This window comes from Pseudoalteromonas sp. OANN1 (assembly GCF_024124685.1).
Lineage (GTDB): Bacteria > Pseudomonadota > Gammaproteobacteria > Enterobacterales > Alteromonadaceae > Pseudoalteromonas > Pseudoalteromonas piscicida.
The window spans coordinates 58,632-79,031 of sequence record NZ_JAMXSE010000023.1 but is presented as its reverse complement, the minus strand read 5'-3'; the positions used below and the strand labels follow the sequence as shown (position 1 = coordinate 79,031).

18 protein-coding genes are annotated in these 20,400 nt (G+C 43.9%); 7 read left to right on the top strand and 11 right to left on the bottom strand.

Going from position 1 to position 20,400, the window contains the following annotated elements; all coding sequences use genetic code 11:
* Positions 1–98 precede the first annotated feature (98 nt).
* From NH462_RS17640 to NH462_RS17615, 6 genes are read right to left on the bottom strand one after another with little or no spacing between them, the layout of a single operon-like run.
* Complete coding sequence (locus tag NH462_RS17640; protein ID WP_253106925.1) at positions 99–1,730, bottom strand: BatD family protein; 1,632 nt, start codon at positions 1,728–1,730, stop codon at positions 99–101.
* Positions 1,724–3,661 carry a VWA domain-containing protein gene (locus tag NH462_RS17635; RefSeq protein ID WP_253106949.1) on the bottom strand — a complete coding sequence of 646 codons (1,938 nt, stop codon included), beginning with the start codon at positions 3,659–3,661 and terminating at the stop codon, positions 1,724–1,726. Before NH462_RS17635 ends, NH462_RS17640 begins: the two co-directional genes overlap by 7 nt.
* Positions 3,662–3,668: 7 nt before the next feature.
* Positions 3,669–4,652, bottom strand: a complete 984-nt coding sequence (locus NH462_RS17630) for a VWA domain-containing protein (protein ID WP_253106923.1) — start codon at positions 4,650–4,652, stop codon at positions 3,669–3,671.
* Positions 4,645–5,076 carry a DUF4381 domain-containing protein gene (locus NH462_RS17625; protein ID WP_253106922.1) on the bottom strand — a complete coding sequence of 144 codons (432 nt, stop codon included), beginning with the start codon at positions 5,074–5,076 and terminating at the stop codon, positions 4,645–4,647. The genes NH462_RS17630 and NH462_RS17625 overlap by 8 nt, the downstream gene beginning before the upstream one ends.
* Positions 5,077–6,030: a DUF58 domain-containing protein gene (locus NH462_RS17620; protein WP_253106921.1), complete on the bottom strand. Its 954-nt coding sequence runs from the start codon at positions 6,028–6,030 to the stop codon at positions 5,077–5,079.
* A 4-nt stretch (positions 6,031–6,034) separates the two neighbouring features.
* Entirely contained in the window at positions 6,035–6,991 is a 957-nt protein-coding gene (locus tag NH462_RS17615) for a MoxR family ATPase (RefSeq protein WP_010377722.1), read from the bottom strand.
* 268 nt (positions 6,992–7,259) lie between these two features.
* Here NH462_RS17615 and fadI point away from each other — a divergent pair, with 268 nt between their 5' ends.
* The 6 genes from fadI to NH462_RS17585 all read left to right on the top strand — a co-directional run bounded on the left by fadI (position 7,260) and on the right by NH462_RS17585 (position 14,449).
* Positions 7,260–8,570, top strand: coding sequence for an acetyl-CoA C-acyltransferase FadI (fadI, locus tag NH462_RS17610; RefSeq protein WP_010377724.1), 1,311 nt, complete (start codon positions 7,260–7,262; stop codon positions 8,568–8,570).
* On the top strand, positions 8,570–10,672 hold the full coding sequence (gene fadJ, locus NH462_RS17605) for a fatty acid oxidation complex subunit alpha FadJ (protein ID WP_253106920.1): 2,103 nt from the start codon (positions 8,570–8,572) through the stop codon (positions 10,670–10,672). The genes fadI and fadJ overlap by 1 nt, the downstream gene beginning before the upstream one ends.
* Before the next feature lie 201 nt (positions 10,673–10,873).
* Positions 10,874–12,406: a sensor domain-containing diguanylate cyclase gene (locus NH462_RS17600; protein WP_010377729.1), complete on the top strand. Its 1,533-nt coding sequence runs from the start codon at positions 10,874–10,876 to the stop codon at positions 12,404–12,406.
* A gap of 76 nt (positions 12,407–12,482) precedes the next feature.
* Positions 12,483–13,049, top strand: a complete 567-nt coding sequence (locus NH462_RS17595) for an elongation factor P hydroxylase (RefSeq protein ID WP_253106919.1) — start codon at positions 12,483–12,485, stop codon at positions 13,047–13,049.
* Positions 13,039–14,160, top strand: coding sequence for an ATP-NAD kinase family protein (locus tag NH462_RS17590; protein ID WP_253106918.1), 1,122 nt, complete (start codon positions 13,039–13,041; stop codon positions 14,158–14,160). The genes NH462_RS17595 and NH462_RS17590 overlap by 11 nt, the downstream gene beginning before the upstream one ends.
* A gap of 13 nt (positions 14,161–14,173) precedes the next feature.
* A complete protein-coding gene (locus tag NH462_RS17585; protein WP_010377735.1) occupies positions 14,174–14,449 on the top strand; it encodes a YfcL family protein in 276 nt (91 codons plus the stop codon).
* On the opposite strand, the gene NH462_RS23060 is transcribed toward NH462_RS17585, so the two are convergent.
* The 3 genes from NH462_RS23060 to NH462_RS17575 all read right to left on the bottom strand — a co-directional run bounded on the left by NH462_RS23060 (position 14,418) and on the right by NH462_RS17575 (position 16,996).
* On the bottom strand, positions 14,418–14,630 hold the full coding sequence (locus NH462_RS23060) for a hypothetical protein (protein ID WP_366034027.1): 213 nt from the start codon (positions 14,628–14,630) through the stop codon (positions 14,418–14,420). The genes NH462_RS17585 and NH462_RS23060 overlap by 32 nt on opposite strands.
* Before the next feature lie 153 nt (positions 14,631–14,783).
* Positions 14,784–16,016 (bottom strand): divalent metal cation transporter, encoded by a 1,233-nt coding sequence (locus NH462_RS17580; RefSeq protein ID WP_253106917.1) that lies wholly within the window; start codon positions 16,014–16,016, stop codon positions 14,784–14,786.
* 116 nt (positions 16,017–16,132) lie between these two features.
* On the bottom strand, positions 16,133–16,996 hold the full coding sequence (locus NH462_RS17575) for an HDOD domain-containing protein (protein ID WP_253106916.1): 864 nt from the start codon (positions 16,994–16,996) through the stop codon (positions 16,133–16,135).
* A 186-nt stretch (positions 16,997–17,182) separates the two neighbouring features.
* On the opposite strand from NH462_RS17575, the gene NH462_RS17570 reads away from it, so the two are divergent.
* On the top strand, positions 17,183–18,739 hold the full coding sequence (locus NH462_RS17570; protein ID WP_253106914.1) for an AbgT family transporter: 1,557 nt from the start codon (positions 17,183–17,185) through the stop codon (positions 18,737–18,739).
* A 73-nt stretch (positions 18,740–18,812) separates the two neighbouring features.
* Here NH462_RS17570 and NH462_RS17565 read toward each other — a convergent pair whose 3' ends face one another.
* A complete protein-coding gene (locus NH462_RS17565; RefSeq protein WP_253106913.1) occupies positions 18,813–19,523 on the bottom strand; it encodes a DUF4336 domain-containing protein in 711 nt (236 codons plus the stop codon).
* A gap of 120 nt (positions 19,524–19,643) precedes the next feature.
* Positions 19,644–20,255, bottom strand: coding sequence for a TetR/AcrR family transcriptional regulator (locus NH462_RS17560; RefSeq protein ID WP_253106910.1), 612 nt, complete (start codon positions 20,253–20,255; stop codon positions 19,644–19,646).
* Positions 20,256–20,400 lie beyond the last annotated feature (145 nt).

Genomic DNA, 20,400 nt, shown 5'->3' with positions numbered 1-20,400 from the left:
TGATTTTGGGAGTGTATCTCACACCAAGCATAATTGATCTGTTAATTATTTACTAACAAATCTAATTCGTCTTGCAATAAAAAAGCGCCCTGAGGCGCTTATTGGTATAGATTGCCTAAATTTTGGCTTTTATTTGTGTGAACCGTGCTTTTTACACTGGTTTTAATTTCACCATATAGTTGAGACAAGTCTACTTTTGCGTTATTGCTTCCATACAGCGAGCTCTGTAGCGTTTGTACTTGTGCTCGCAATGAGCTGGGCTGAAGTGCTAGCCATTGTATCATGGTGATATTTTGTTGTTTGGTGTAGCGCAGTAGCGCTTGATAAAAACCCGCTGGGTTATCTTGCTTAACCGCTTCTTCAAACGAAATAAAAGGTGCTGGATTTTCATCAGTGACCGTATTTACTAGTGGGTTTGAGGCAGGTTTTGCCCTTAGGCGCCATATTAGTAATGTTATTAGCCATAATACGTATCCGAAAGCGGCGAGTCCCCACATCCACAGCGGGATAACTTGCTCTGTGATCACGTTGGTTTGCGTAGCCGTTGATGGATTTACGCTTGGACTTGAAAGCGGCTGCGTGATTGGAGCGGCCTGTGGTAAGGCAGGCTGATTTGGGTCATGAATCACACTGACAGACTTACTTGGTAATGTCGCAAATTCTTCACGTTTAGTGATGCTGTTAAACCAAGGTAGTTTTACTTCGGGCAGAGTAAAACTACCTGCAAGTTGCGGTAGGTAAGCAAATGAAATGGTTAACTGTGAGATGACTTTACCATCTCGGGTAATTTGCTTGCGTTCAGACGCGTCTGGGTAAATTCTAAAGCCATTAACGTCTTCAAGCTGAATGTCAGGAAGCTGCTCTTTAGTAACACCTACTGCTGTGAGTGTTAGTGTTCGCGTGATGGGCGTCCCAACCATAAACTCGGTATCTTTGGGCTGCCATTCTTCAGAAAAATTCAAATATTCACTGGGTAGCCAGTTATCAGCAGCGTTAGCTGGGATAGGGGACACTGAAAAGTCAATGGTATTGCCAACAGCGGAAGTCGCCATTCTACGATAGCCATCTCTGATCTGGCCGTTGAAGATCGGCGGCTCAATGCTGAAGTCACCACTTTTTTGTGGTTGGATCATATATTCGCGAGTGAGCACCATGTAGCGTCGGCCGTCAATAACTTCGTATTCTTCATTGGCTTTGCCCAATTGTGTGAAATTAGCGCCATCTGATATTGGGGCACTCAGTTGACCATCTAGTAGTTCTTTTCCTACATAGAGCTTAACGGTATAAAGCGCAGCCTGTTGAACATAGAGATTTTTTGTCTTGAGTTCGGTTTTTACGAATATATCTTCACTTTGCTGCTCATCATCACGAGCGACAACTTTTATTTCGACCGGCTGGGTCGTTTCACCATCTACCTCTAACGCAGGAATGGTGTAAGTACCCGGAGTGCGAGCAACGAGCTGCATTTGCCAGGTAGTGGAGCTTGAAACACTACCATTAATGATACTGGTTCTAGAACTGGTATTCACCGGGCTGGTGATAAAGTCGTTACTAAGCACTGAAACATCAGGAATGGTGCCTTTGACTTTGCCCTCAGCGATAATCGACAACGTGAAATATTCACCTGCGAGCACTGGGTTTTTGTCTACGCTGGCTGTGAGATTTTCCAAAGCCAACGAGGCGTGGCTTAATATCAACAAAGACAGAAAAAATAGAATGCGTTTTACCATGATTTTTCAGCTCCTCTTGGTAGACGTCTTTGTTTGCGTTGTTGTGCTTCTAGTTGCATTTTATTTCTCAATAATATGGCCGGATCATCAGGTACTTTTCTAAGCAGTTGATTAAGCTGTTGCGCTTTCTCAATTTCTTCAGGGGTAAGTGGCCGACTATCTTGCATCATTGAAGCCTGTGCCTTTTCTTCATCCTGCGGTGATTGCTCGGGATCGGGCATAGGTGCGGCTTGTGCTTGCTGCTGTTTTTGCTCTTGAGTTTGTTCCTCGGCTGCTTGCTGGTCTTGGCGGGCAGCATCTAGCTCTGGCTCGTTGTTGTTTTGTTCTGACTCACTTCCTGCTTGTGGATTCTGTTGGTCTTGCTGACTTTGTTGGTCCGGCTGATCTTGTTGGTCCTGCTGACCTTGTTGGTCTTGCTGACCTTGTTGGTCTTGCTGACCTTGTTGGTCCTGCTGACCTTTTTGGTCTTGCTGACCTTGTTGGTCCTGCTGACCTTGTTGGTCTTGCTGACCTTGTTGGTCTTGCTGACTTTGTTGGTCTTGCTGACCTTGTTGGTCCTGCTGATTTTGCTGCTCTTGCTGATCCTTTAACGCTTCGACTAACGCTTTATTATCCTTCGCTTGCGTAAAATCAGGATCTAGGGATAAGGCTTTTTCGTAGGCAGAAATTGCGCCGTCTAATTTACCAAGCCGTGCTAGCGCATTGCCCAAATTGTATTGGCCTTCTACTGAGCTTGTTTGTTCGAGTGTTTTTACCGCTCCTTCGTAATCTCCGGTTTTATAAAGGGCTGCACCTCTTAGTACCGGATTATCGGCAAGCACTGCTTCATCGAACGCTTCATTTTGGTAGGCCTGCAGCGCGTTTTGGTCGCTATTTTTAAACCACTGTGTCCATTCATTCGCCAGCGCTTTTTGCTGCGGCAACATCGCAAAAACAACCAAAGCACTGAGCATAACTGCGTGATTTCGAACCAATAGCAGTGCGAGTGGAACAAGTACAATCAACAGATATATTCCCGCATCTACTCGCCACTTAGCACTTTCTTGGTCCCGTTTAAGCACCGATGTATTTGCACCCAAATTAGGCTTAAATGTCTCTATGTCACTGTTGTCAGCAGTATAGCTGGCAAATTTTCCACCTTTTACTCTTGCCAGTTTTTCAAGTCGAGTCGGGAATAACTTTGGCACGACTATCTGACCATACTGGTCTTTTAAAAAGCCGCCTTCAGGTAATTTGATTGGTGCGCCTTGCGCTGTACCTAAGGCATAGATACTTAACTTAAATGGGCTGTCAGAAAGAAGCTTTTGTACATCTTCTGCGTCTTCCTGTTCAAGTCCATCGGTTACCAAAATAATGTCACCATAGGTTGCACTTGCACCTGTTAACAGGCCAATGGCTTCTTCGATGCCTGCATACACGTTAGAGCCTTTTGAGGGCATGATCTCTGGACGAAGGCTCGGGATCAAATTCTCAAGAGTGGTGACATCAGTTGTGAGGGGCGACACGGTAAAAGCATCGCCTGCATAGGCGACTAAACCCGTTTCGCCTTCTTTAAATAGCTTTAGCATGTCTAAAGTTTTAAATCTCGCTTGGGTTAAGCGGTTTGGCGCGAGATCGGTTGAGTACATAGAATAAGACATATCCAGCACTAACACTCTAGGTGCTTGAGTTTTAAAAACCGGTACTTCTTGTTTCTCAATACTTGGTCCTACAACCGCAATAATGGCCAACAAAAAGAACACAATACCAAGCCAAGAGTTACTTTGTTTTTGGTGTTTTTGACCATCGGCTCCCATCACCACCTTCATCAGGTGCGGTGCGATAAGTTGCGCTGATTTTTGATTGGACTTTTTAGACCATTGCAATGCACTGTATATCACCCAAGGAATAAGCAACCAAAGCAGGTGTGGGCGAATAAATTCAAATTCCATCATATATTTACCCTCTTAATTTTGTTCTTAGTACGAGACTTAGCTGAACCACAAAAAGCAAGCCGAGTATCGCGAGGAGAGGAATATAAAACAGTGAAATCTTAGGACGGAAAGTCTGTGTTTCATCACTTATCGGCTCTAGCTCATCTAGCATAGCGTAGATCTGTTGTAGGCCTTCCACGTCTTTTGCGCGAAAATATTGCCCACCAGTTTCTTTGGCGATATGTTGCAACGTTTTCTCGTCGATACTACTACCGGCCATAGAATTAAAACCAAATAAACCAAAACCGCGTCTACCATCTGAGCCAACACCAATAGTATAAATTTTTATGCCTTCTTCTCGGGCTAAGATCAGTGCTTCTTCTGGTTGAAGGTTGCCCGCGGTGTTTTGACCATCGGTCAGCAAAATCAAGATTTTGTTACTTTGTTCACGTTCACCAAAACGCTTAACCGACAAACCAATAGCATCGCCAATCGCTGTGGCGCGTCCAACTAAACCAATTTGTGCCTCACTTAGCATTTGGCTAACCGTCGCTAAATCCCGGGTGAGTGGTGTTTGCAAAAATGCGGTGTCACCAAAAAGAATAAGTCCCAGACGATCTCCTTGGCGCGCTTCGATAAAGTCGCTAACAACGGCCTTGACGACAGACAATCTGTCCACTAAGCGACCTTGGTATTCCATATCTTGCTCTGTCATTGAAGCCGACAAGTCAACGGCAAGCATAATATCGCGTCCCTCGTTTGGTACAACGATTGGGTCGTCAAGCCAAGTCGGGTTTGCCGCTGCGGTTACCAGTAGTAGCCAGATGAGTGTTTCTACTAGGCTTACTTTTGCGCGCTTATTGAGTTGATTTGTGCTCGCGAGTTGTAACTTTGCGGCACTTGGCATACGAATATTGATGTTGGTCTGCGCGATACTCGGTTTAAACTTCGCAATTAGCCAAGGCAGAGGTAACAATAAAAAGGCAAGGGGCCAACTAAACTCAAACATCGAGACGCTCCTTCACTTTGAAGGTATTAATCGCACGACATAGTTTATCGCTGAGTGCGGGGTCTTGAGTCGGTGCATATAACGAGTTGAGCTCTTGCTGAGTGAGTTCAACGCGTGTGAGTCTTGCTTGCAGCGTTAACCATTCTTGGCCCGATCTACTCGCAGCGGTATTACCGTAATAATGTTTTACTAAACGTTTGAGTATGGTGTGTAATGCTTGGGCATTATCCTGCGAATGACTCAGTTTTACGGCTTCCTTTTTTGCCTTTAAAAATTGCTGGCGACGATATAATAGCCAACACGTAGCCGCAAATATTGTGAGTAGAACACAAATGGCTCCCCACATTGGATAAGAAAGTGGCCACCAGCTCACGCTTTGAGGGATGACCACATCATTAAGCTGGTCGAGTGGATTGACTTGCATTTAACCCCTCATGATTTGTAATTCGATTGGTAATGACGCATCGTACTTTTGTAACGACATACCAGAGCGCTTAAGTAGCGCTAATCTTCGATTGAAAAAGTCAGACGCATTTTGCGAGAATTTGTCTCTAAATTGCTTGTCCATCAAGGGCAATGTCCAGTTTTGTTCACCAGCAGAGACCTCAATTGCTTGACTGTATTCAGGCAGATGATGCTCAAAAGGATCGCTTACCATACAACCAATGACTTCGTTATGGCGAGTGGCACGCTCTAGTAATTTAAAGCTTTCATTATTCAACTCCGTAAAGTCCGAAATGAGATAAATCAGGCTGCCGGGCTTAGCCAGATGCACAAGTCGTTTTAAATTCTCATTGAAACGATCCCCCGAGGGGTGAGTCTCTTTTTGAATTAATGCTTGTTCGTGTAGGGCACAAAACTGATGAGCTAGCGCAAGCACTCCACGGTCGCGAGCAATCGGTTTTAGCTCGTGGTGATTGCTGTCATTAAATACCACACCACCAACACGGTCGCCGCGTTGGCATGCAGCCCAAGACACCAAAATGCCTAAGTGCGCCGCAAGCACCGACTTAAGTAACAGCTTTGAACCAAATAGCATGCTTGAGGAAAAGTCACAAAATACAAAAACGGGACGTTCTTTCTCTTCTTGAAAGAGTTTCGTGTGTGCTTCACCGGTACGCGCGGTAACGCGCCAGTCAATCGCACGAATATCATCACCATATTGGTATTGTCTGACTTCAGCGAACTCCATACCCCGACCTTTATGCGGTGCAAGGTATTGTCCTGATTGAGCACTTTTCACTTTTCCTCTCGGTTTGAGCGAAAGTAAATGCGCTTTGGACTTATAAAAAAGTAGCTCTTTCAGGCCGAGTTCGACACCATTACTGTGGCTTTCATTAAACCAGCTGGCTGAATTAAACTGCTTGATGTCGTTCATAGTATTATGGAACAGCAACCAATTCTAAAATCTTACTGATCACCTGATCTTTGGTGATCCCATCCGCCTGTGCTTCATAACTCAGCACGATACGGTGGCGTAGCACGTTATGCACCACAGCTTGAATATCTTCTGGTGTGACAAAGTCTCTGCCTTGTAGCCACGCATGAGCACGAGAACATTTATCAAGCGCAATTGTAGCTCGAGGACTCGCGCCATAATCAATCCAGCTTGCAAGCGTTGCATCAAAGCGTTGTGGCTGTCTGGTCGCAATAATCAATTGCACAAGATATTGCTCTAGTGGCTCAGCAAGATGCATGCTTAGTACGGTTTTACGGGCCTCAAATAGGGTTGCTTGACTAATCGGTGTGAAGGTTGCTTGGTACTCCTCTAACGCCTCGCCACGAGTGAGGCGCAAAATATCAACCTCGGTTTCTGCATCCGGATAATCGATATTCAGATGGAGTAAAAAGCGGTCGAGCTGCGCTTCAGGTAACGGATATGTACCTTCTTGCTCAAGCGGGTTTTGTGTCGCCATTACCATAAATAGCTCAGGCAATGGATACGTTGTTTTGCCAACGGTTATTTGGCGCTCAGCCATTGCTTCTAGTAGCGCTGATTGCACTTTGGCTGGCGCTCGGTTGATTTCGTCGGCCAAAATCAAATGATGAAAAAGCGGCCCTTTCTCAAACACAAATTCGTTGGTTTGTTGGCGATAGATATCTGTTCCAGTCACATCAGAAGGTAATAAGTCAGGGGTAAACTGGACGCGTTGGAAACTGCCTTCAATACCTTTAGCTAGTGCATTTACCGCACGGGTCTTAGCAAGACCTGGAGGGCCTTCAACCAATAAGTGTCCATCTGCTAAAAGTGCGATAAGCAAGGATTCGGTCAGTGCACTTTGTCCTAAAATTTGGGTATCTAAATATTCTTTTAGTTGAGAAAACTCGTTTACTGCCATGAGACTGCCTTTTAAGCCGACAAAAATAAAAATAGTTATATGGACGCTGAATGAATAATCAAGTTGATTAGACTCATAATTTTAGAAAAGTTCATAAATTTTAAATAACAATTTCAAATACTTTGAGATTGCTTGAAAAAGCATCTAAAGTTGGTTTTCACGGTTTAAAAAGCAGCCATTTCGTGCTTTGCTATTGGCAACTTCGATTTGGTTGTTTAGAATCGGAGGAAATTAACAGGTCAGACCTGTCAGCGGGAGAGCAAAATTCATGTCTGAACAAAACATACTAAAAACATCAAAAGGCGACCGAATCGCTATCGTGAGCGGCCTGCGTACGCCATTCGCAAAGCAAGCTACCGCTTTTCACCACGTTCCAGCCCTAGATTTAGGCAAAATCGTCGTCAACGAAATGCTTGAGCGTTTGAACTTCGATCGTAAAGAAATCGACCAACTGGTATTCGGCCAAGTTGTACAAATGCCAGAAGCACCAAACATTGCGCGTGAAATCGTACTTGGCACTGGCATGCCAGTTTCTGTTGACGCTTATTCTGTATCACGTGCATGCGCAACCAGTTTCCAAGCGATTGCTAACGTTGCAGAGAGCATTATTTCGGGCCAAGTGAGTGTCGGTGTTGCTGGTGGCGCGGACTCTTCATCAGTGTTACCGATTGGCGTGAGCAAAAAGCTTGCAGGTAGCCTTGTTGACTTGAACAAAGCACGTACGCTTAAGCAGCGTTTACAGATTTTCTCAAAGCTAAGACTCAAAGACTTACTGCCAGTGCCACCTGCAGTTGCGGAATATTCGACTGGCTTATCAATGGGGCAAACCGCTGAGCAAATGGCTAAGACTCACGGGATCAGCCGTGCAGATCAAGATGCGATGGCGCACCGCTCACATACCTTAGCTGCAAAAGCATGGTCGGAAGGCTTATTAAACAATGAAGTGATGGCTGCCCATGTTGAGCCATACAAAAGCTTTATTGATAAAGATAATAACATCCGTGAAAACTCCTCATTGGAAAGCTACGCCAAGTTAAAGCCTGTATTTGACAGACAGCACGGCTCAGTAACAGCAGCAAATGCAACGCCACTGACCGATGGTGCAGCGGCAGTATTAATGATGAGCGAAAGCAAAGCCAAAGCGCTTGGCTACGATATCTTAGGTTATGTGCGTAGTTTTGCCTTCTCTGCAATCGGCGTACACGAAGATATGTTGATGGGTCCTGCACATTCAACACCTATAGCACTTGACCGAGCGGGTATTACACTTGCTGATCTTGACCTGATAGAAATGCATGAAGCTTTCGCAGCGCAAGCGCTGTCCAATATGAAAATGTTTGGCTCAGACAAATTCGCGCAAGAAAAACTTGGTCGCAGTAAAGCAATTGGCGAAATCGACATGGATAAGTTTAACGTGCTTGGTGGCTCACTTGCATATGGTCACCCATTCGCAGCAACCGGCGCACGCTTGATCACGCAAAGCCTACATGAGCTTAAGCGCCGCGGCGGTGGTCTTGCATTGACAACAGCCTGTGCTGCAGGTGGTCTTGGAGCAGCATTCGTATTGGAGAGCGCATAATGTCAGTATTTTCTTATGAATTAAACGACCATAAAGTCGCCATCGTCACCATCGACGTACCGGGCGAAAAGATGAACACCCTACGTGATACATTTGCTGACGAATTATTAGAGATCATCGCAAAGAGTAAGCAAGACGACGTAACAGGTATGGTTTTTATCAGTGGTAAAGACGATAACTTTATCGCTGGTGCAGACATTAAAATGCTGGATAGCGCTAAAACCCGCGAAGATGCGTTAGCGATTTCGGAAATGTGTCATAAAACCTTCTTTAAATTGGCTGATTTACCATTCCCGACCGTTGCCGCGATCCACGGTGTAGCACTGGGTGGCGGCTTGGAGTTTGCGCTGGCTTGTGATTACCGTGTGTGTACTGAAGACAGCAAGACGAAACTGGGTCTTCCAGAAGTACAGCTTGGTCTATTGCCAGGTGGTGGCGGTACACAGCGTCTACCGAAATTAGTTGGTATTCAAAAAGCACTTGAATGGATGCTAACTGGTAAACAAGTTCGACCTAAGCAAGCGAAAAAAGCGGGCCTAGTTGACGATTCCGTACCGCACAGTATTTTACTCGACGTAGCGGTGAAGCTTGCTAGAAAAGGTAAGCCTAAGCCTCGCAAACCGAATTTAGACAAAATTAGCCAATTGCTAGAGTCTAACCCGTTCGGACGCAATATCATTTTCAAAAAAGCGCAAGAAAATGTTGAGAAGAAAACAGGTGGTCACTATCCCGCGCCGCTCGCTATCATCAAAGCGGTACGTGCATCTGTAGAGCTGGACAAGCTAAAAGGTTATAAAACCGAAGCTGAGGGTTTTGCTGATTTAGTGATGTCTGAAGTATCACGCTCGCTACGTGGGATTTTCTTTGCGACAACGGAAATGAAAAAGGATTTCCAAGGTCAAGATCTTGCTCCTGTGAAGCGTGTGGCAGTGCTAGGTGGTGGCTTAATGGGCGCAGGTATTACCCATGTTAGTGCGGTTAAAGCAGGCACTCCGGTACGTATTAAAGATGTTGCGCATCAGGGCATTAGCAACGCATTAAATTACAGCTATAAGATCCTAACTCAACGCCAAAAGCGTCGTATTATTTCAAAGGCAGAGATGCAGTCAACTTTGAATATGATCACGGGGACAACAGATTACACTGGTTTTAAACACACAGACATGGTGATTGAAGCCGTATTTGAAGACTTAGACCTTAAACAGTCGATGGTGGCGGATATTGAACGCGAATGTAGTGAGAGTACGATATTTGCAAGTAATACGTCATCATTACCAATCGGCCAAATCGCGGCAAAAGCGACGCGTCCTGAAAACGTAATTGGTTTGCATTATTTCTCACCTGTAGAAAAAATGCCGCTGGTGGAGATCATTCCGCACGAGACCACCAGTGATGAGGTTATTGCGCGCACTGTGGCTTTTGCTCGTAAGCAAGGGAAAACACCAATCGTCGTAAAAGACAAAGCTGGTTTTTACGTAAACCGTATTCTGGCACCTTATGTTAACGAAGCGGCAAATCTTTTGCTTGCTGGTGAGCCGATAGAGAAAATCGATCAAGCCTTGGTTGAGTTTGGTTTCCCAGTTGGTCCTCTTGCGCTTCTTGATGAAGTAGGTGTAGACATTGGTTCTAAGATAGCGCCAATCCTAGAAAAAGAATTAGGTGCTCGCTTTAAGGCGCCGGATGCTTTTGCACGTATGATAGATAGCAAACGTCTAGGTCGCAAATCTGGTCGTGGTTTCTATACCTATGAAGGTAAAAAAGGCAAGCAAGTGGACGAGTCAGTTTATGAGTTACTCGGTGTCACGCCTTCTCCTAAGTTGAATAAACAAGAAATTGCGAACCGCTGCGTTGCACAGATGCTCAATGAGGCTGCGCGCTGTCTTGACGAAGGTATTATTCGTAATGCAAGAGATGGTGATATTGGTGCTATTTTTGGCATTGGTTTCCCTCCATTCTTGGGCGGTCCATTTAGCTATATGGACAAAAAAGGCGCCAATAAGGTGTGTTCAGAGCTATCAACATACGCTGCTGACAACCCTGTATTTACACCTGCGGAGCCGCTACTTGCAATGGCCGAAGAAGGCAAAGCTTATTACGAGTAACGATGCTTAATACTCGTTAGTGAAAATATCCTATCTGTAAGCCGCTGTAATGCGGCTTTTTTCGTTCTCTGGTCTAGACTTAATAGCTGTAATGGTATGTAACTTTTGTATCATCGACATGGATTCTACAGCACCTAGACGGCCTCTAATTTCTTCTTTTTACTGCACACTAGGATTTGCTGAATTTAGACAGCAGAGTATATGAATAAACGTATTTTTTTGCAGATCAGTGGCTTAGTTATTTTTACTATTTTGGTGAGTGGTGGCCTATTTTATTGGTCCACCTTGTTAAACCACTCCATTTCTTCATTTCATCAGTCATGGCAATCAGAAACTGAAGTTGCAATTAAACGTGCTGAACTGCTAGCTGAACTGGAGCGTAGCTTTGGTTATAACGGCTTTATTCATCACTTCAAAAATTATGTACTACGCCAAGACGAGATTTATTACGAACAGGCTTTAGCTGATGTTGAAGCGACCAAAGCGACAATCCTAAAATTGCAAAGTACGGCGCTTAGCAGCCAAGAGACAAAGGCATTAGCCGCTATTCAACACACCTTTGATGAATATACACAAATGCTTGCGCTTGCTAAATCAAAATTCACATCGAGAAGATTGAGTTCTGAGGTTGTGGATCGCTTAGTGAAAGTAGATGACACGGACGCAGAAGCTGCATTTAATTATTTGCGTAAGTCGATTGGTGAGAAGTTTGAGCTTGCAAAGCAAAACCAATCGGTAAAGCTTGCTCAAACCCAAGAGTTGAGTAACACCGGTATATTGTTGCTGCTACCAATAGTCTTGTTGTTTGCTTGCTTAAACATCTTTACGCTCATTTTTGTGGTTAAACTTATCAACGAAAAGCGAAAGCTATTCAACTCTACTCCTGATGCCATTTTATATTGTGATAAAGACGGTAGGCTTACAGAGGTCAATAAGGCCTGTACAGATTTATTTGGGTATCAGCCTCAAGAGCTATTAGGTATGCAAGTTGAAGACCTCATTCCAGAGCGGTATATAAGTAAACATGTTGTGGACAGAGAGAAGTTCCAAGGCACTTCTACCATGCGTAGGGTGACGCATGATGGTCTAAAAATTGTAGGGAGGCACCAATCAGGTGTGGAGATCCCAGTGGATATCGCGTTATCTACGGTGTCCGTCTCTAAAAATGATGTTTTTATTGCGGTGATCCGAGATTTACGTCAAGAACAAGAATTGAAGAACCGGGCTGAACTGGATTTCTTAACCCAGGTTATGAATCGCAGAAAGATTGAAGCGCTGTTGAAAGAAGAAGTACAGCGGGCCATACGCTATCATCGAGCGCTTTCGCTACTGGTAATCGATGTTGATCATTTTAAACAATTAAATGACACTGCAGGACATCAAGATGGTGATAATGCATTGAAAGAAGTTGGGCAATTCTTAAGAGAGCAGGCACGACCAAGCGACCATATTGGACGATGGGGCGGTGATGAATTTGTAATTATCTGCCCCGAGACTAGACCGGATGCCGCGCTTAATTTTGCACAACGACTGGTGCATGAATTTACTCGTTTCACCAGTTTTGGACTGACATTTAGCATTGGCGTCGCGGGGTATGAGCTTATTGGTGAAAGCTTTAATCACAAACGATGTTTTGAAGAAGCTGATTTAGCCCTCTATGAGTCGAAAAAGTCAGGTCGAGATCGTGCTTCGCTTTATATCGCGCCACGCAGTTCTCTTGACAAAAAGGCATAGTCTAAAACGAGATCTTTTACTTTGGCCGTTAAAAACCTTACAATTTGCGCCCAGTTTAGACTTGTGGCGGATGTTGATGCATAAAATAGAAGACCTCATTGCTGTTTTTAATGGGTTATTCCTGCACACGCTTAACACGGAGCTGGTAGTGGGCGACGATGAGCCTATCTATCTACCTGCAAATGAATCATACCCTCATCACCGCATTATTTTTGCTCATGGCTTTTATGCCAGTGCTTTGCATGAAGTTGCACATTGGCTCGTTGCGGGTGAAGCACGTCGGCAACTCGAAGATTACGGCTACTGGTATTGTCCCGATGGGCGAGATAAGGCGCAGCAGCTCGAATTTGAAAAAGTGGAAGTGAAACCACAAGCGATTGAGTGGGCGTTAAGTGTCGCGGCTGGTTTTTCATTTAATGTTTCCGTTGATAACCTCAACGGTGAACAAACTTGCCGTTTCAGTTTTCAACAACGGGTGCATCAGCAAGTGCTAGTTTTATTAGAAAGCGGATTTAATACCAGAACGACTCAACTAATCAACGCATTAAGCAATTTTTATAATACACCTTGGCCTTTACGCCAGCAGCAATTTAACTGGGATATCCCGACAGAGCTAAGCATGGAGTTTGACGATGCAATTTAAGCTTGGACTTATCATCAATCCTTTAGCTGGGCTTGGTGGGAGCGTTGCACTAAAAGGTAGCGATGGTGCAGAAACAGCTCAACAAGCATTGGCGTTAGGTGCAGAGCCTCGCGCTAATCAGCGAGCAAAAACGGCTTTAACACAATTACTTTCACATCAACAAAATATCGAAATATACACTGTTAATGGTGAGATGGGGGAGCGTACGGCAAAAGAGCTGGGTTTTAACACCCAAGTGATTTATCAAACTCAAAGTACGGCAACTCGTCCTGAAGATACCGAGACCGCAGCGCAGATGATGCAGCAGCTCGGTGTCGATTTGATTTTGTTTGCTGGTGGCGATGGCACTGCCCGTAACATTTGCCACGCGGTGGGTGATTCATGCCCTGTACTTGGGATCCCTGCTGGGTGCAAAATTCATAGCGGCGTATACGCGATAACGCCAAAAGCAGCAGGTAGAGTCGTTGAACTTTTGGTTACCGGAGAGCTCGTCTCTATTGGCGAAGCCGATGTGATGGACATTGATGAAGCTGCATTTCGTGAAGGGACTGTGCGCGCTAAGCGATTTGGTGAAATGCAAGTGCCGACCGAGCTGAGATATGTGCAAGCGGTGAAAAATGGTGGCAAAGAAAGCGATGAGCTGGTGTTGGCTGATATCGCCGCCTATGTGGTTGCCGAAATGGAAGAAGACGAAACCTACATTATGGGGTCTGGTTCTACCGTTGCAGCAGTGATGGAAGAGATGGGACTTAACAATACACTTCTTGGTGTTGATGTTGTAAGGGACCAAGCGCTGATCGCGCAAGACCAAACCGCGCAGCAATTGTTGTCGCTTGCTGATGACAAAACAAAGTTAGTGATCACATTAATTGGTGGGCAAGGACACATTTTTGGCCGCGGTAATCAGCAGCTAAGCCCTAACCTCATCAAAAAAATCGGTAAAGATAATATTATCCTTATCGCCACAAAATCGAAATTAAAGGCCTTAAATGGTCGTCCTTTAATTGCTGATACCGGTGACGAACAACTTGATGAGTCCTTAGCTGGATTTATTAAAGTGATCACTGGATTCAATGACCATGTGATGTACGCCATAGGCCATCAAGAATAATTTAGGAATAAATATGTCTTTAGTAGAATATGTAGAGAAAGCGCAGCAGTTTTTTGATGAGCTTGTCGATAGAGCGAGCGATGATGAACTATTTGCTGGCGGCTATTTACGCGGCCACTTTGACTTAGCGGTAGGCTATGCGCAAGTAGAGGAAGCAGATCTTTCGATTGATGAGTTAAATGCCAAAGTTGAGAGCAGCTTGGTAAAAGCATACCGAAATGGAGAGCTAAATGACGATGATAAAGCGCACGTAGTTTCTATTTGGGAGCAGGTGCAAAATCTAAAATAAATGCACCTCGCTCGAGTGTAGCAGATGCTAGGGCCTGTTGACCTTTGCTGTTTGATTTTTGTTCTCCTGAGTGTGTTTTGGTCGCGACGCTCGACTTGCCGCCTAGTAATCTAGGCAAAAGTTGAGCAACAATGAACAAAGCGCACTCAGGTGAACCCAAAGGGCAGCGCTTGATTAGCATTTCTACTGTGTTATCGCCTGACTCACATAGAATAACTATGCTACGCAGGCTCTGCCTTGTATAAATACCAATCAAACTGCTGCAAAAACAAACTTGAAAGATAAACAGGCCCTAGAAGTCTAATTTGCATCTGCTACTCAGCCTCTTTTGGCCTTACATCAAAAATCGCCAATAGATGAATAACAGTGCAAAGCCCACTAAATAAACCAGCCCCAGTCCCGTTAAAATCTTGGTGTACATGGGTTGACGGCGATAGATCTCACCTTTCACTAATCCTAAATTCATCCAAGCAAAGATGGGAGTAGTGACAAACGCTGAGCTCATGGCAAACATCAGCATGCTCTTTAAGTCGGCTTTAAAAAACAGCACTACGGCCATACCAAGCGCTGCTTGTAGCAATAGAATGAGCGTGTAACTCTTTTTCGTTGTGTTAGGGCGTAACAGCTGAAGCGATTCACTAAGCACTCGGGAGTAGCCGTCTAACACCGTGATCGTTGTGCCAAACATACATAAAAATGCGACGCCTGCAATTAGCCATCTGGCCCATTCGCCAATCGTATTGGCATACATATCAATGAGCTGCTGTGAGAACGCAACACCTGCGAGTTCAACAGGCTTATCTTGACCATATTGCATGAGCATACCGAGCAAACAAAAAACGACCGCAAGACCCAGCGTAACAAAATATCCCACCTTGAAATCCAGTAGGATCTGGCTACTTGTTAGCGGTTGTTTAGCCATCTTCGTTTTTAGCCAAGAGGAATTAATGGCAGAAATCTCGATTGGTGCAGGCATCCAACCCATTAAAGCAACTAAAAACCCCAGTAGTGCGATGTCGTAGGGGGAAACCGGATCAATGGGGGCTGGATGGGCCGGTCCATTATTAACTGCAATAGCAAGTGCCATAACCGTGGAAATGGTCAAAATTATCATTACCCATTTGCTAGTCACATCGAGTATTTTGTAATGCCCAACCAATAAGATTGCCAAGCAGCTAGCCAAAAGTATAAAGCTTAACAATTCAATATTTATTGGAAATGGCAGCGAGTAGCTCAAGAGACTTGCTGTAAGTAATAGCACACCCGCGGTATTTACAATGGCTGCGAAAATATTGAGTAGCACAAAAACCTTAAATCCGAAGCGGTAATGTGCATGATAGCCTTCGACGACAGTGTGCTTAGAGTGACTTGTGTACTCTACTGCATATTTGAAAAAGGGATATTTGAGCAAATTAACGGCAACAATTAGCCAGATCAATTGACTACCAAATAGTGCCCCAGCCTGAGTTGACGAAACGAGATGTGAACCACCGATAGCAGCAGTTGCCATTAATATTCCAGGCCCAAAGATGGCAAACTTGCCTTTAAGAGATAGCAGCGCTGGCAATGTAAATTCCTTAAGTCATTGTTATTTTAATTTTGCTGCCAGTCTACGAAGTTTTAAGAATTGCCGCAATACTGTCGTTGAGTCGCATTTCAAAGATGGTGTTGAGTGTGAGGTAACTAGTCGCTTACTCCATCTTGCTCTAAAAAGTATTCATCTAGGTCTTCTTTGATGTCTTGGTAATCATCTTCATCTAAATTTAAAACCTTCAATACATCTGCTTTCATTAAGTGCCAATCAGGCGCGGCAACAAAACGTTTATTGATATGTACAAAATTTTCAGCCATTTTTAGAGCGGCGAAAGCTAATTTCTGCTCTTCGTCTTTACAGTTCCCCAAAAACTCAGGGTCATGATGGCATAAAATCATCTGACAAATACTTTGTGGCAAATTCCAAGAAGCTGATAGGAAGTAGCCGATAATGGCGTGATTGGTCTCGTACTTTTCTTCTTCGTGCTCGACTAACAGCTTGTCATAATCTTTGTTAGCGGCAATGAGTGTTTCCATATAATCTGGGTAATTAACCGCCATGGCAGCAATTCCTGCGTCGTGAAATAATCCTAGCAAGTGCAAGTTTTCGATAGGAACACGCGATTTAAGTTTATTACCAATTACCATAATGCTATCTGCGATGTCTGAAGCGTTATCCCAAAACCGCTCCAAACTGATACAACATTTACGTTGGTCAAAGGTTTGTTTGAGCAAAAAGCCGGTTACAAGCTTACTGATAGAGTCTAGACCTAGAAAGACGACAGCCTGTTTTACATCAGTTACTGTTCTCGCTAAACCATATAATGGGGAGTTGATGACTTTTAACACAGCAGCAGAGGTACTGACATCATGAGCGATGATCGTAGCAACATCGTTCAGATCTGGATCTGCTGCAGCAAGTGCAGCTTGCAATTCGCTTATCAGCGCGGGCTTTGGTGGTAAATTAAAACCATGTTTGACGTCAGCTAACACTTTGTCGTCTAGATCTATCATCTAAAAATCCTTAATTTCAGACATATAAAAAGCATAGCGTAAATTCTTTATTGGACACCGACTTGAGACAAAAAAATGCCAAGTCGACTACTAATTCGGCAAAGTGTCTCGTCAATAGGCACGTTTTCTTGCTTAACATGTAAATATTAAGTTATGGTTAAGCAATTTTTTTCTTAGGGCAATGGTATGCACGAAACACAACAAGCGAACTCGCAAAACTCTGCGATCACCCGTTTTTTAAACGGGATAGAGCGGGTAGGGAATAAACTCCCTGACCCTGCAATCATTTTCTTATCAGCAATGTTGCTGATTTGGCTGCTATCTTGGTTATTTTCAGGCGTAGAATTTAGCGCTATTGATCCAAGAACCAATCAGGCGATTGTCGTTCACAATTTATTAGACCCAAATGCGCTCGCCGGATTTATGGCAACGATGGTAAAAACCTTCACGGGATTTGCGCCATTAGGCGTGGTGTTAGTTGCTATGCTAGGTGTGGGGGTTGCTGAACATTCTGGCTATATTAATACTGGCCTTAAAATCATGCTTAAACGCACGCCTCAGGCACTACTAACTCCTTCTATTATTCTTATCGCAATTGTAAGTCACACGGCGACAGATGCTGGATACGTGTTAGTTATTCCGCTTGCTGGTGTCATTTTCTATGCGATGGGAAGACACCCTCTTGCGGGTATTGCTGCGGCATTTGCTGGCGTAAGCGGCGGATTTAGCGCGAACTTTATTCCTTCAGGTATCGATCCGTTGCTACAAAGCTTTACCCAAAGTGCAGCGCAGATCATCGATCCAGAAATTGCGATTAACCCACTAAACAATTGGTTTTTCACCTCAGCATCGAGCTTATTCATTATTTTATTAGGTTGGTATATCACTGATAAAATCATAGAGCCAAGGCTAAAAGCGACAGAAATTGACGGCGATACAGAGAGCTTGCCTTCGTTTGATGAGATCACAAGCAAAGAAAAAAAGGGCTTTGTGGTGGCGTCTATGGTGATGTTAGCAGGTATCGCGTTATTAGTTTATGCATCAAGCGGTGAAGATTCAGCACTACGCAGCCCGTCGGGCGCTTTAACTGATTATAGTGCGCCGTTAATGCAATCAATTGTACCACTTATCTTCCTACTGTTTTGGATCCCAGGTGCGGTATACGGTTTCGTTGTCGGTACGTTTAAAACCTCAAAAGACATGATTGATGCCATGACTAAAGCCATGAATAGCATGTCTTACTATATTGTTATGGCGTTTTTCTGTGCACTTTTCATCAGTGCCTTCAGCCATTCAAATTTGGGTGCACTGCTTGCCATCGAGGGGGCTCAAGTATTAAAAGCATTAGCGCTTCCAAGCTATGTTACTGTGGTTGGTATTATCTTCCTGACCGCATTTGTAAACCTATTTGTGGGGTCAAGCTCTGCAAAGTGGGCGTTACTGGGGCCGATTTTTGTTCCAATGTTGATGCAATTGGGTATTTCACCTGATTTAACACAAGCGGCTTATCGTGTTGGTGATTCTGGCTCAAATATAATTACTCCGCTTATGCCTTACTTCCCGCTGGTTGTGGTTTACTGCCAGAAATACGTTAAGTCGACAGGAATAGGTACATTGATAGCGATGATGTTGCCTTACTCAATTGCCTTTTTGATTGGTTGGAGCATCTTCTTATTGATCTACTGGATGCTTGGTATTCCGCTAGGTCTACAAGCGAGTTATGCATATCCAGCTGGTATGTAATTTGAGGTTTAGTAATAAAAAGCGTTGTTTGAAATAACAGCGCTTTTTATATTCTGTTATTTTGCACTGCGCCTTACGCGGCTTTATTGATACCCAGCCAAGAAAATGAGCGATGTAAAAACGCCTCAGCGCCTGTTTCAATGCATTCACCATGGGCAATAACGATATATTGAGGTTGCCAAGCAGCCATCTTTGAAAAACAGGCTCGGGCTTGCTGCTTCCCAAACGCAAACGAAGTTCGCCAGTCTATGGGCGTTTTGCCGTTAGGGCTAATAATCCCGGTGATTTTCGCTAATACTTTTTTAAAACCGGAGAAGTGATTAGGGTGAAAGTTCTCGATAAGATCTGTCAAAATTAATGTACTGCTCTCTTTGTGGAAGAATACGACTTCTTCCATCACCGCGCTGCCTTTAAAAATGAGTTGCTCAATATCTCCTTGCCACTCGGGTTCTGCCATGTCGCCCAGTTGGCGCTGAAAAGTAAGATCTGGCCGTTTTTTGTCGACACCTGGAGAAGCAAACATAATCGCATGTGGGAACTTTTCCTGCCAATCTCCCATAAATAGGTGATGAAGTTTATTTGGAGAAATTAGATAGTTGACTTGCCCAAGTTGAGTCAATTCACTGAGTAGTTCATCGGTTAATTTTCCTGGAGAGTGCACCCATAATGCGCCAGAGGAAAGCTTTACTATGGTGCTTCGGGTAGTGTATGGCATGCCAAAGAATGGGACAGCTGGGCCGTTATGGATCCAAATGTTTTTATCAATTGCAATTAATTCGCTCATCTGATTTCCTTACTCTTGTTAGCGTGAATGACTATATCAGGGAATTTTTTTGTTTAAAATATAGCCTTATGCAAGCTTGTGTGAAATTTATTTAAATCCTTGTACTAGCTTACCTTATTATTAATCTTGGGCGCGTTGTTCAGTCCCATATCTCGCCATAAAAAGCGCAACGCTTTGCTCTACAATAAAGTCCGTTTCCTCTATATTTGTGAGATCAAATCCATAAAGCCGTGGGTAAAAGATAAAAGACTTGAGTTGATATAAAAACTGTTGTGCTGCGAATGCCTGATGTTCGATATACAGTGCATTGTTAGCGACAGCATCGGCTAAAAACGTTTCTAAATAACGCATACAACCTACTTTACTGTTATTGAAATGCGCAGCCAATGTAGAGTCTTGCAACAACTCGATAAATGCCACGCGAGCCACTTTGATAAATGATTCAGAAGTGAGCAGATTGACTTCTAGTAAAGCGATTTCTTGAAGTTGTTTTGCAATCGAGATATCGGGTCGATATTGATAAATATCACCTTGGTCAACCTGAAGCATCATGTGTTCAAGTACGTTATACAGTAGCAGCTCTTTAGTCTCAAAGTGATTATAGATCGTTCGTTTAGACACTTCAGCGTGCTTTGCGATGAGATCCATACTGGTATTTTGAGCACCGTGCTGAGCAAATAACTGTTGGGCAGCCTCTAGAATTTGCAGTCGCTTTCTTTCTGATTGTTTCATTTTCTCTATTACAGGCAAGGGAATATCTACAAATGGATACTCCGCATTTTAGCAAAACTAAAATAAATTACACTGCTTAGTTTACTTTCTGTTCTTGATGTGTAAACTACACTGTGTAGTTTACTTTTGGTGGTTATATGAAAAA

What these genes read in the sequence shown, in the direction of transcription:
- NH462_RS17620 (WP_253106921.1), bottom strand. Translation starts at nt 6,030, where the DNA reads ATGAACGACATCAAGCAGTTTAATTCAGCCAGCTGGTTTAATGAAAGC.
- NH462_RS17575 (WP_253106916.1), bottom strand. Translation starts at nt 16,996, where the DNA reads ATGATAGATCTAGACGACAAAGTGTTAGCTGACGTCAAACATGGTTTT.
- NH462_RS17595 (WP_253106919.1), top strand. Translation starts at nt 12,483, where the DNA reads ATGCATAAAATAGAAGACCTCATTGCTGTTTTTAATGGGTTATTCCTG.
- NH462_RS17560 (WP_253106910.1), bottom strand. Translation starts at nt 20,255, where the DNA reads ATGAAACAATCAGAAAGAAAGCGACTGCAAATTCTAGAGGCTGCCCAA.
- NH462_RS17590 (WP_253106918.1), top strand. Translation starts at nt 13,039, where the DNA reads ATGCAATTTAAGCTTGGACTTATCATCAATCCTTTAGCTGGGCTTGGT.
- NH462_RS17625 (WP_253106922.1), bottom strand. Translation starts at nt 5,076, where the DNA reads ATGCAAGTCAATCCACTCGACCAGCTTAATGATGTGGTCATCCCTCAA.
- NH462_RS17600 (WP_010377729.1), top strand. Translation starts at nt 10,874, where the DNA reads ATGAATAAACGTATTTTTTTGCAGATCAGTGGCTTAGTTATTTTTACT.
- NH462_RS23060 (WP_366034027.1), bottom strand. Translation starts at nt 14,630, where the DNA reads ATGCTAATCAAGCGCTGCCCTTTGGGTTCACCTGAGTGCGCTTTGTTC.
- fadJ (WP_253106920.1), top strand. Translation starts at nt 8,570, where the DNA reads ATGTCAGTATTTTCTTATGAATTAAACGACCATAAAGTCGCCATCGTC.
- NH462_RS17585 (WP_010377735.1), top strand. Translation starts at nt 14,174, where the DNA reads ATGTCTTTAGTAGAATATGTAGAGAAAGCGCAGCAGTTTTTTGATGAG.
- NH462_RS17565 (WP_253106913.1), bottom strand. Translation starts at nt 19,523, where the DNA reads ATGAGCGAATTAATTGCAATTGATAAAAACATTTGGATCCATAACGGC.
- NH462_RS17615 (WP_010377722.1), bottom strand. Translation starts at nt 6,991, where the DNA reads ATGGCAGTAAACGAGTTTTCTCAACTAAAAGAATATTTAGATACCCAA.
- NH462_RS17630 (WP_253106923.1), bottom strand. Translation starts at nt 4,652, where the DNA reads ATGTTTGAGTTTAGTTGGCCCCTTGCCTTTTTATTGTTACCTCTGCCT.
- fadI (WP_010377724.1), top strand. Translation starts at nt 7,260, where the DNA reads ATGTCTGAACAAAACATACTAAAAACATCAAAAGGCGACCGAATCGCT.
- NH462_RS17640 (WP_253106925.1), bottom strand. Translation starts at nt 1,730, where the DNA reads ATGGTAAAACGCATTCTATTTTTTCTGTCTTTGTTGATATTAAGCCAC.
- NH462_RS17635 (WP_253106949.1), bottom strand. Translation starts at nt 3,661, where the DNA reads ATGGAATTTGAATTTATTCGCCCACACCTGCTTTGGTTGCTTATTCCT.
- NH462_RS17570 (WP_253106914.1), top strand. Translation starts at nt 17,183, where the DNA reads ATGCACGAAACACAACAAGCGAACTCGCAAAACTCTGCGATCACCCGT.